A 9632-nucleotide genomic window follows, 5' to 3' on the forward strand; every position below is an offset into this window, starting at 1 on the left:
GGGAGAGTGTTCTCAGGCATCAGGTTGCGCAAACCTAGCAATAGGTGATCTGAGAAAACTTACACTGGAAGTGACGACACCGATGCCTGACAGCAAAGGCATCGGTGTCTCTTGCCTGCTCTAGCAGTCCGTCGGGGTCAACTCATCTCTGGAACAAGGTGGCTCATGAACGTCAGGTTTTCAATAGCGTACATATACTCAGAGAATCGCGGATCTCCATCGTTGAAGGCCTTTGCCACTTTTTGTGCGTTCTCAAGACTGTCCCACATTGCTAAGTCCGCGAAGACTCGGTCGTCGCTCATAGGGCAGTAGGCACGGTACTCGATCAAACCAGGAAAGGTCTTTAACGTTTCACGAAGCCCTGCGCGGAGCACAGACACTTGTGCAACGCATTCCGGTTTGACCTTGAAAATGGCTAATTCGAGTACATGAGATGTGTGCTGCATAGGGATGACCTTCTGTGTGTTAGGGAGTCCCAATTATCAGTGCCTCATACTGACAGCGTAGTGTCAGTAGCAGTGATCGCTTTCCACTGGCTTGCCTGGTGCCTCATATACGCTTGTAGATCAAGGGCAGGATTGTTGGGTGATGGTTGTTGGGCAATAGCGATGGAGGCTATGCGGTCGACCCGAAAATCGCGGTAAGCCGCCTTGGCACTACACCAGCTTCCAACCGTCCACTTTCCTCCCCAGTAGAAAAGGCCAAGGGGAGAAATGAGACGTTGCGAAACCACACCGTCCAAGCTGGTATAAATTATCTTCAGCGCCTGACCGTTTTCGATGGCATTTCGAAGGATTGCCAGATGGCCACGCGTCAAGGAAGGTGTTGTTCCAAGTGCCCTGATGGTTGCCGTGCCGGGGTCGACTTTGTGGTTGACGATGGACGCTGAAATCTTGCTCAACAACGTCCTTGCAGCAGCACTTAGATCGTTATCGGCGGAAGCTGAAAGCATTTCCATCCCGAGCATCAATGCATCCAGTTCGAGTTTGTTCAACGTTAACGGCGGCAGCTCAAAATCGTCATCCAGCGCATAGCCAACGCCAGCGGTGCCATAGATTGGGATTCCGCTGAAGGAAAGGTCGTCGATGTATCGATAGATTGAGCGAACGGAAACGCCGATTCGGTTCGCTAGACGTTCAGCAGAGATTGGCTGATGGACACGAATCAGATTTACCAATTGAAACAAGCGATCAGCTTTACGCACCAGGTGTGCTCAACTGGGCGTCTTTTGCAAACTCAATGGCCGCGTTGATGGCAGCCCGGGCTTGGGCGCTATTTTTCCAGCAAGTCGATCCTGCTGCTGCCGATGCCTGAGCCAAGATGTCGCCAGCATTCGCTGTGCTGAGCACAATTAGCGAGTCAATACCCATCTGCTCAAGGCGAGCGATCACGGCCGGCCCCACGCCCTTTAGGGCTAATAAAGCATGGTATTCCGTCGGTGGAAATGGCATCCGTAAACTCCTGTTATCGGCCAATGAAGCGACCGGAGTTTGCCCGATGGGAGAGGGCATCTCAATAGATGGATTCCATCGCTCTAAGCGTAGGCATCAGGAGGGTGGGTTAGGCAGGCGCTTACCGTTGAGCCGCCCGACTGGATCAAACTCATGATCGCCGCCGCACGTTGACCACTGCGTAACGAGCCCACGAACAGCCAGTTCGAGCGCCCAGGAGCCCACGGACGGATTTGATTCTCGCGCCAGTTACTATCGAAGGGCACAGCACCGTCATGGAGATAGCGCGTCAGCGCTACCCAGCGTTTGAGGCTGTAATCCAACGCCTTGGCGATAGCCGATCCCTCAGGCACAAGGTATGCGCCCGGCCAACACACCTTCTTCATCCCACCCCCCAACGGCGATGATGTCCACCTAATTTACCAATACTGTTTGGATATGCAGTAATCGAGGCAGGGTAATTCTGACCAGATCAGGGCGATGAGCTGTAGGAGGAAGGGTGATTGTGTTCGGTCGGCAGGACGCCAGAGGAGGGGTGAAAATCAGTTCCAAAACTCAAGGCACGTACCGCGGCAGAATGTGGCCTGTAGCCAGGCGGTAACTCGAAAGTTTTGGAGCTGAAATGTGGTGCAAGGGTGCGCCGGCTCGGCGTCTTCGTATCGGTCTTGAAAACCGTCGATGGGCAACTATCCTAGAGTTCGAATCTCTACGCTTCCGCCACTTTTAAAGCCCTGATTAGTCAGGGCTTTTTGCGTTTCTGAGGCATAGAAAAATCACCCATGGGAAGGGTTTATTTTGTCAGCGCTGACAATACTTCGGTTACTTGGTGGGTATCGCCAGCGCTCCTGCGCGATCGCCTCGCTACTTCTGACCTCCGGCTGTCAGTCCAACTCGCCAGCCCAGTCCAGGGTAGTGGCTGTGGGTTGCCAGCCACCACAGCGCCGGCGGCGTGGTTCATGGAGCCGCGCGAGGCGAACTTGACCCAGCGCATGCTCAACGAATTGTCGCAGTCACTGATGCCGGCGACTAAGGATTGATCGCCCTCAAGGCCTGTCAGGCCTACGTACGCGCAGTTTTACGATGAAGCAAGAATTAGCGAGGCAGAAAAAGGCTGCCATCTTCTGCCTCGCTAATGTTCTACATCATCACAGTTTTATCGTTCAAGCGATTTGCTTTATATTGTTCTTGAATGGCCTCATTGATTCAACTGATTTTGCAATAAGTGATGAAAGGATAAGGCAGGAGAGAGTCGATGTGATCGCGGCTATTACTGATGCTTCTATGCTGGCGAGTATATGGGTTTGTATGCAGCCATAAATAAACAGGAGCACTGGGAAGTGTATAACGTACAGGGTGTAGGAAAAACCTGATGAGGAAGGGTATAGCGTTGGAATCGATATTTTTTTTATAAGTAATAGGCCAAGGATTGACGCGAAAAATATGCCGGAGGATACTTTCCAGCCTGACATCATTTTCCAGTCTGCTTGATCAGGTGAGGCTATTCCGATATGGGAGTTGAAGAAAAAAATAGCGAAAGAGATTGCTGTGGCTCCAGCCGCGAGAGAAACAGACGTAAATAATTTTGCATTGATCGCGTTTTTGTTGTGAAGAATAGCTATTGCTACTCCCGCAAACCAAACGATGGAGCTGAATAGGAAAGATTTGTTTAGTAGTCCCATAGAAATCATAAATATTAAGGTAATCAAGAAACCTCGAATGCCTTTGATTGACACCATTAGGGCTAGCGCAAAGTAATACCACACCTCAAACGAAAGGCTCCAGAAAGGATAGCCTGCTGTTATATTTTCGGTCAAAAAACCATTTACAAATAACAGCGTGCCTATCATATTCTCGGGTTCAACAATAAATCCAGTGCTGGCCATGAATTTCCCTGCGTTTAAGAACTCGTTTGTTCCGCTCGGAAAAACAAAAGGGGCTGCAATGTTGAGTAAAAATAAAATGGCTAAGGCGAATAGAAAAGGCGGTAGAACTCTGTTCGCTCTGTCTGTTGCGTAAATGGATGTCGCGAACTGGCCGTTGTCTCTGTTGTTGCGAGTAACAGATTTACAGATTAAAAATCCGCTAAGCACAAAGAATACCATTACCGAGGCTTGCGCTAATAATAAGAAAACAGGGTGAAGGCTTTGGTATAGAGGAGCGATAAACACTTGCTGTGCATGCGCTATCAGTACCAGAATGGCCGACCAGCCACGTGCGGTATCTAGCTGCGGTGATATGTCTTTATCAATAGACTTGTGTTCGCTAAGCATCCAGGGTGTGTTGAATATTGCTCTGTATGTGTTCTTGAATAGTCCATTGTTCATAAGCTGTCCGGAGTGGGATCTAATGTAAGTTTTAGTTATGCGTTCAGTCTGGGTGTCGAATCTGAATGTCTGGCGCGGATTCTATCAATGTGGTGGCAATTTGGAAGTATCTGGATCCAATTTTTTACTATTTCGTCAAGAGTACGTGCGCCTGAGAGCGTTCTAAATAGGTGTCCCAAGGGAAGGTGATGAACTGGAATCTCTGGCGGTGCCTAAGGAATGACCATCTCCGTGTACATAAACACTGGCGGCGGGTTGCAGCTCGAGGTGTTGCATACTACCGGCGCGGGAGCCGCCGAGCTCGAGCGCGGATGTGTTCGTGCCGAGGAGCCAGCGCGGGTGCCTTGCCGCGCGCTGGAGGTAGTAGTGCCGCGGTGGGCCGCCACATCTAAATGCTGGTAGATCGGCTACCCTGCCCGTAGGCGGGGTATGCCTAGCGTTAGATCTTGGCCAGGATTAAGTCGAAAGCGGATTCGAAATCCATGCCACAACTTCGACTTAGGCACCGCCTTATACTTCCTTCACCAATGACTGGAGCGGAAGAGCGTGAAGAAGACCCTGGCGGGAGTTATCGCGGCGGGCGAGCGGCTGATTCAGCAGGCTATCGATGCATAGTGGATGTTTCACGCAGCGCAGGATCCTGATAGGCCTATCGAGGAAACTGAGCATCTGCGCCTTCCCGCTGAGTTGTTGTACCAGGCGGTCACCGAGTATCAGCTCAGGTCTCTGGGCGGGAAGGCGCGACCCAACACTGAGCCAGCCCGTGTTGCATGAGCACATGAACATCAGGTCCCGTCGCTAGGATGTGTGGCGCCTTCGTCGGCAATTTTGGGAGCTGTCCTCAGGTTAGTAAGTGTCACTTGATAGACGCCAAAGTCGTCTTCCTTACGCCTGAGCTCAATTGAGGTACTACTGCCGTCCCACCGCAGGACTTCAGTGGTAAACCAAGCCCCGGACGCCGTTGTGGATTGAGAGGATTCAATGGAGGTTGGTTCGTCATAGTTCTTTCTCAGATACTGGGTAACCCGGCTGATGTCCTCGGAATCCCCTGAGAGGCGTATGCTCGCGACCTTAGCTCCAAGTAATCTGACCTCAACATCGCACCTTCCACCAAACCCAAGGTATGGTATGCCATCAACTCGGTAGCTGTTCTCGATTGGGGTTGATATCCGGCATAGCTTCCGTGGTTCGGTAGTTTCCGAATCTGCACTGCACTCTGGGAGCTCGGTTAAAAAATCACCACCGAGGTTGATCCCAATAAAGGTGCTTGGTTCGAATACCCAAGACTTAGGTGCTTCAGTTTCATTGCCAGCGATCGCCGTTGAAACTACCAATAATCCGGCCGCGGCGGCCATCACATGAGCCCTCATGGCGTTTTTTCTCCTTCTCGACGCAGAGTGTCTTGGGTTCGAAAAATAGCACAGAGCAATGAACGTTAAATGAATTCTGCGTACCGGCAGGCCGTTCGCATCGATCTGGAGTCATGGCTCAGAAATCGCGGGGCTACACAGCAGCCTGTATCACTTCAGCAAGTCGTCTCCAGAAGGAGGCATTGCACCCCAGGTGGCTGGGCAGCCCCCAATATGTCGATTCTTCAGTTCGGTGTTTTCTACCAAGGCATCGGACAGCTCCCAGGTCATGCGCTCGATCCTGGCGTTCAACTTGGTGATCTCGGCGGCCTGGGCCTGATGGATGGCCACCAGCTTCTTGATGTTATCTCTGGCCCGATCGAGCTCGTGCCGCAACTGATCACACTCGGCTTCGACCAGGCGCGCATGCTGGCGCAACATTTGAACAGGCGAGGGCATGCCCAGCGCGAAGCTGTCGTCTTCGATGATCACGGTGCGGCCTACCAATACTGTTTGGATACACAGTAATCGAGGCAAGGTAATTCTGGCCAGCTCAGGGTGACGAGCTGCAGGGGGGGGAAGGGGATGATGTTCGGTCGGCAGTACGCCGGAGGAGGGCATGACGCTTGGGCCAATTCTTGGGCCAATGTATGCGTTTTGGTGCGTGCTTGAGAGGCTGAACCCCCCGGAAACATTGCACTTGAGACCGCCTAAAAACGCTAAAATCATCGCATGGTGATGTTAGCGGTGCAGATCAAAGGGCTTACCTATCAATAGCTTACGTCGCCGGCATTACGGTTGATACCGATTTGATACCAATTTGCAGCTTTCCAGCTCGCTCCAGTCGGAGCTTGAGTTAATCCAACGCGCAGACGTCGACAGCAGCATTTGCACGCTGTGGCCGAGCTGTTGGGAGATAAATGCGGGGTTGAGGCCAGACATTAAGCATATTGTCGCATAGGTGTGACGACAGTTGTATGGCGGGCGGTAAGGAATCCCCAGTTCTTTCAGCGCCGGCCGCCACTGATGATGGCGGGAAAATCAACGGTGACTCCCTGACCCGCCCCTTTCCCTTCCTGCGTCGCTCGGCGTAACCCCTGGCGAATTCGAGTGCATGCAAGGCTCTCTGGTTGAGCTGCACGAAGCGGTCTTTGCCGGTTTTGTTGCGCTCGACTACCAGCCTCAAGGGCATCGTCTTGGTCGTTACCTTCCTGTTTGCGGGTGTTGAATGTCAGGAGCATTGCGGCCCGCACGTCGTAGCTGCGATAGAGCGGCACGCTGACCATCTGTTCGGTGTTGCTGGATTGGTTTTCTGTAGGCATGGGGATACCTATCTGCGCTTGAGAAAGACGCGGCTACAGTTAAGGGATGGGGATTTGGAGCGATGCGATGAATCCAAAACTGACGTGTAAAAAGTGTGGCAAGGAAACCGAAGTTCAGCTACGTCACGACAGCAAAACCGATTGGCAAGTGTTCAACTGCCAACTTTGCGGTGCCTTGCATGTCGAGGAATCCTATTTCAAGGCTCCGGGAACGCCCGCGCAGTTCCGCTTCCGGCTCGCTGATGAGTCTTAAGCGGCTATCGATAGCCGTTCAGCCACCCTCCATGGATCATTCGCCCTAGCCAGGGCAGCCATCGGCGGTGGGCTGGCGCTGTTGCCGCACACTGGCTGTGAGTGGAAAGCCCACAAGAGGCCTGTGGGCTAGCGGAGGATTGGTAGCACCCAATGACGTGGATAGGCCTCGTCATTGGATGCTGGAAATCTATCGCTAATGCACAAACTCAATAACTTTCTGCCACTGAATCGCCGCGACTCAAGGGGCCGGTCGAAGAACCCGATGATGCAGGAAGCATTGAGCTGGCAGAAGAACTGCGCGGTGGTCAGGCCATCCCATATGCCTCCCCTGGAGGCGTTCCAGCTCTGTCGTAGCAACTGACGGTGATCTTGCCGCGATTCGGCTCGAAGTCATCAAGGAATACGGTGATCGGGTCCAGGCCTTCGATGCCTGTGATGTGCAGCTTGGTGACTATCGAGGTCTCGACCTTCATGGCTTTCTCCATGCATGCGCCGCCCTCCATGGTCGGATGCGGCAAAGAATTATTAAGGGGATTGTTCTGGCAGCTTTTTCAAGCTGATCTATAGTCGAATTGAAGTAATAATGGCTTTACGCCACTTTGGCAGCAGGAGCATAGGATGAAACAGGGATTATCGGGTTTCGCATTAGTGTGCATTCTAGTGGTAATGACAGGGTGCTCTTACCTCTTGCCGAGGCAAGTCGCTGTGCTTGGGGAGGACTCAAAAACTGATAAATGTAATCCGGGGTATAGTGTCTACTATTATAGAGATGCTGATGTCGGTGTTTGTCTTCCGGAAATCATGGCCGTCTACACGCATTGTGTTACGGAGTTGACGGTTGCTAACTCATCTTTCAAGTTTGACGAGTCCGGAACGCTAAAGTCGGCAGAGGTTCTTGACAAAGTTAAAGGACTTGACCTGACCGCCCAGCAAAAAAGAGACTTGGACAAGGTTTTTGCAGACAGTGGCAGCATCGGGGTGGCAAGAGGAAAGGCCATCGATCAATGCTATATCCTTACAGCGGACGTTTACGGTAATGGGACGACCAAAGTTAAAGAAATAGATGGAAGTATAATTCGTGATGCTACGGTGCCTCTTAAATCCACGATAAAGCTGCCGCCACACGGAGAGTAGACACTTGAGCGCTGTTAAGTAGCCTCGCGCTTGAGCCGGTCAACCAGCTGCGTCGGCAGATCTCTGATGGTGAGGCTAGTGCTGGCCTGGTCGAACTCGATCTTGGAGCCGAGCAGATGCGATTCGAAGCTGATCGACAGGCCTTCTGCGCGACCGGTGTAGCACCGGTACTGGTTGAGGGTGCGCAGCCAGCGGCAGTAGTCGGCGGGAAGGTCGGGAAACGTGGCGCCACGGTGCTTGCCGAAGCCGATAGCAGCGGGGATTCACACATCATTGGAGATGGCCCAGAGCGCTTCCCAGTCTGCGACGGGGCGACCCAGCGGACAAAAACCATTGGCTGCTATCGGCTCCTGGTTCGTTACAGGTAACTGATGATGAATGTCACTTCGGTGTTCGCGGTGCCCGCTTCAAGTGTATTGCCGGCCAGGCGGTAATAAGCAGCGGACAGCGGTATGAAGAAGTCGGTACCGGTAGTGTTGAAAGCGTTGAACGGGTACGTGGTATCCAGCGCGATGGGGTTACCCGCCTCATCCATCAGTTGCAGGCCGATGCCTTTGGCCGTCGAATTGGTGTTCAGAGCGACGAGACCCTTTTGCGCGTCGAGGACCTGGGTGGTGGCCTTGAGTTGATAGGTCACCTTCTTGATGCCGCGCTGGCATTGGTGCAGCGCGAGGTTGAATTTGATTACCCGAGGGGTGGCACCGACCTTGTCGAACTCGACCAGGCGATAGTCGTCGCCCATTCGAACCGACACTGCCGGGGCCTGACAGGAAGCGGAATTCAGATAAACTGGATTGGCCAGATTAAACTTGATGAACAGCAAGTCATCGGCCTTGAATTGCCCCAATTCGCCGGCGGCGACCGCACTATTTGCTGACAATTCAGCGGACTTGAAAATTTGAAGCGTGTAAGTTCCTCCGCTGGTTGTGTAAGTACCTTTGTTAATGGTGAAGGGTGGCGGCATATCTGGGATATTCGGGTTAGGTGACTTTATACGGAATGACAGTCCGGTCTTGCCCAAGGGGTACGTATTGCCGGAAGGTACGCCCAGTGCAGGCGACATGACCAGTCCGTAGCGAAACGACGATGTGCAGGTAAAGATAAGTTCTTCCTTTTGAAGGCTTTCTTCGTAAATGACTGTGCCTATGGGGGCGTCCTGCGGGATCGTCAGGCTGTCAGAGGTCAATCTAGAGCCGAAATTCAGAGTGGCGGGTTTGTTACCGGAGTCGGAAAAGGTAAAAGTGCAGTTTGCAGCCATTGCGCCCGACGCGTACACAAGCGCCATCGCGGCAACAACGCTCAGCAGTGAACGCAGTCGGCCCTTTTTTCTTGGAGCGTCCATATTGATGTTGATACAGGTTGGCAAAGGGGTCGCAGAAGTGTCACAGGCGAACCAATATAAAAACAGTGCTAGACGTGTTCTGATGCGTGTCATTTTGAATGTGGCCTCTCAATAAACTCCCAGTAATAATCTGGGTGGTTGGACTTGAGATTCTTATAAGAATCGTTGTTCAAGATTGAGAGTTCAGTTTTATCTTTGTCGCTCTCCGAAAGGGAGGTGTCTGCAGACGTAAATAGCGGCGTACAGCCATTCAATATGATTAAAGTACTTGCGTAGATTAATGCCCTTGCCTTATAATTGCTTGCTTGCTTGCTTGCTTGCTTGCTTGCTTGCTTGCTTGCTTGCTTGCTTGCTTGCTTGCTTGCTTGCTTGCTTGCTTGCTTGCTTGCTTGCTTGCTTGCTTGCTTGCTTGCTTGCTTGCTTGCTTGCTTGCTTGCTTGCTTGCTTGCTTGCTT

The 9632-nt window shown here is 52.3% G+C and carries 11 protein-coding genes and 4 pseudogenes; 3 read left to right on the forward strand and 12 right to left on the reverse strand.

Features of this window, described 5'->3' with window-relative positions:
- Positions 1–137: 137 nt before the first annotated feature.
- The 4 genes and pseudogenes from NLX68_RS13425 to NLX68_RS13440 form a co-directional block, all read right to left on the reverse strand.
- The gene (locus NLX68_RS13425; RefSeq protein ID WP_254284394.1) at positions 138–446 is read right to left on the reverse strand and encodes an antibiotic biosynthesis monooxygenase; all 309 of its coding nucleotides are present in this window, start codon (positions 444–446) and stop codon (positions 138–140) included.
- Between the two features lie 44 nt (positions 447–490).
- Positions 491–1204, reverse strand: coding sequence for a YafY family protein (locus NLX68_RS13430; protein WP_254284395.1), 714 nt, complete (start codon positions 1202–1204; stop codon positions 491–493).
- Positions 1197–1451 (reverse strand): helix-hairpin-helix domain-containing protein, encoded by a 255-nt coding sequence (locus NLX68_RS13435; protein ID WP_254284396.1) that lies wholly within the window; start codon positions 1449–1451, stop codon positions 1197–1199. Before NLX68_RS13435 ends, NLX68_RS13430 begins: the two co-directional genes overlap by 8 nt.
- A gap of 137 nt (positions 1452–1588) precedes the next feature.
- A pseudogene (locus tag NLX68_RS13440) lies at positions 1589–1807 on the reverse strand (transposase); the annotation flags it as partial.
- A gap of 489 nt (positions 1808–2296) precedes the next feature.
- Between NLX68_RS13440 and NLX68_RS13445 the strand changes: the two are divergent.
- Positions 2297–2481, forward strand: a pseudogene (locus NLX68_RS13445) (lysis protein); the annotation flags it as partial.
- 130 nt (positions 2482–2611) lie between these two features.
- Here NLX68_RS13445 and NLX68_RS13450 read toward each other — a convergent pair.
- The 4 genes and pseudogenes from NLX68_RS13450 to NLX68_RS13470 form a co-directional block, all read right to left on the reverse strand.
- The gene (locus NLX68_RS13450) at positions 2612–3775 is read right to left on the reverse strand and encodes an acyltransferase (RefSeq protein WP_254284397.1); all 1164 of its coding nucleotides are present in this window, start codon (positions 3773–3775) and stop codon (positions 2612–2614) included.
- Positions 3776–4560: 785 nt separating this feature from the next.
- Positions 4561–5145: a hypothetical protein gene (locus NLX68_RS13460; RefSeq protein ID WP_254284398.1), complete on the reverse strand. Its 585-nt coding sequence runs from the start codon at positions 5143–5145 to the stop codon at positions 4561–4563.
- A gap of 150 nt (positions 5146–5295) precedes the next feature.
- Complete coding sequence (locus NLX68_RS13465; RefSeq protein WP_254284399.1) at positions 5296–5616, reverse strand: hypothetical protein; 321 nt, start codon at positions 5614–5616, stop codon at positions 5296–5298.
- A gap of 286 nt (positions 5617–5902) precedes the next feature.
- Positions 5903–6307 (reverse strand): annotated as a pseudogene (locus tag NLX68_RS13470) (site-specific integrase); the annotation flags it as partial.
- A 206-nt stretch (positions 6308–6513) separates the two neighbouring features.
- On the opposite strand from NLX68_RS13470, the gene NLX68_RS13475 reads away from it, so the two are divergent.
- Entirely contained in the window at positions 6514–6699 is a 186-nt protein-coding gene (locus NLX68_RS13475) for a hypothetical protein (protein ID WP_254284400.1), read from the forward strand.
- Between the two features lie 307 nt (positions 6700–7006).
- Here the strand turns inward: NLX68_RS13475 and NLX68_RS13480 are convergent, their stop codons facing one another.
- Complete coding sequence (locus tag NLX68_RS13480; protein WP_367949531.1) at positions 7007–7174, reverse strand: hypothetical protein; 168 nt, start codon at positions 7172–7174, stop codon at positions 7007–7009.
- Positions 7175–7319: 145 nt separating this feature from the next.
- Here NLX68_RS13480 and NLX68_RS13485 point away from each other — a divergent pair, with 145 nt between their 5' ends.
- The gene (locus NLX68_RS13485) at positions 7320–7835 is read left to right on the forward strand and encodes a hypothetical protein (protein WP_254284401.1); all 516 of its coding nucleotides are present in this window, start codon (positions 7320–7322) and stop codon (positions 7833–7835) included.
- 14 nt (positions 7836–7849) lie between these two features.
- Here the strand turns inward: NLX68_RS13485 and NLX68_RS13490 are convergent.
- The 3 genes and pseudogenes from NLX68_RS13490 to NLX68_RS13500 all read right to left on the reverse strand — a co-directional run.
- Positions 7850–8053, reverse strand: a pseudogene (locus tag NLX68_RS13490) (nucleoid-associated protein YejK); the annotation flags it as partial.
- A 140-nt stretch (positions 8054–8193) separates the two neighbouring features.
- Positions 8194–9270: a fimbrial protein gene (locus tag NLX68_RS13495; RefSeq protein ID WP_254284402.1), complete on the reverse strand. Its 1077-nt coding sequence runs from the start codon at positions 9268–9270 to the stop codon at positions 8194–8196.
- Positions 9267–9632 (reverse strand): hypothetical protein (locus NLX68_RS13500; protein ID WP_254284403.1); only part of this gene is annotated, 366 nt, incomplete at its 5' end. The genes NLX68_RS13495 and NLX68_RS13500, both read right to left, overlap by 4 nt.

The organism is Pseudomonas sp. SBB6, assembly GCF_024213215.1.
In the GTDB taxonomy this organism is placed as follows: Bacteria; Pseudomonadota; Gammaproteobacteria; order Pseudomonadales; family Pseudomonadaceae; genus Aquipseudomonas; species Aquipseudomonas donghuensis.

Excerpts from the sequence above, each read along its gene's own strand:
- NLX68_RS13425 (WP_254284394.1), bottom strand. The coding sequence starts at position 446 with ATGCAGCACACATCTCATGTACTCGAATTAGCCATTTTCAAGGTCAAA.
- NLX68_RS13435 (WP_254284396.1), bottom strand. The coding sequence starts at position 1,451 with ATGCCATTTCCACCGACGGAATACCATGCTTTATTAGCCCTAAAGGGC.
- NLX68_RS13450 (WP_254284397.1), bottom strand. The coding sequence starts at position 3,775 with ATGAACAATGGACTATTCAAGAACACATACAGAGCAATATTCAACACA.
- NLX68_RS13460 (WP_254284398.1), bottom strand. The coding sequence starts at position 5,145 with ATGAGGGCTCATGTGATGGCCGCCGCGGCCGGATTATTGGTAGTTTCA.
- NLX68_RS13475 (WP_254284400.1), top strand. The coding sequence starts at position 6,514 with ATGAATCCAAAACTGACGTGTAAAAAGTGTGGCAAGGAAACCGAAGTT.
- NLX68_RS13480 (WP_367949531.1), bottom strand. The coding sequence starts at position 7,174 with ATGAAGGTCGAGACCTCGATAGTCACCAAGCTGCACATCACAGGCATC.
- NLX68_RS13485 (WP_254284401.1), top strand. The coding sequence starts at position 7,320 with ATGAAACAGGGATTATCGGGTTTCGCATTAGTGTGCATTCTAGTGGTA.
- NLX68_RS13495 (WP_254284402.1), bottom strand. The coding sequence starts at position 9,270 with ATGACACGCATCAGAACACGTCTAGCACTGTTTTTATATTGGTTCGCC.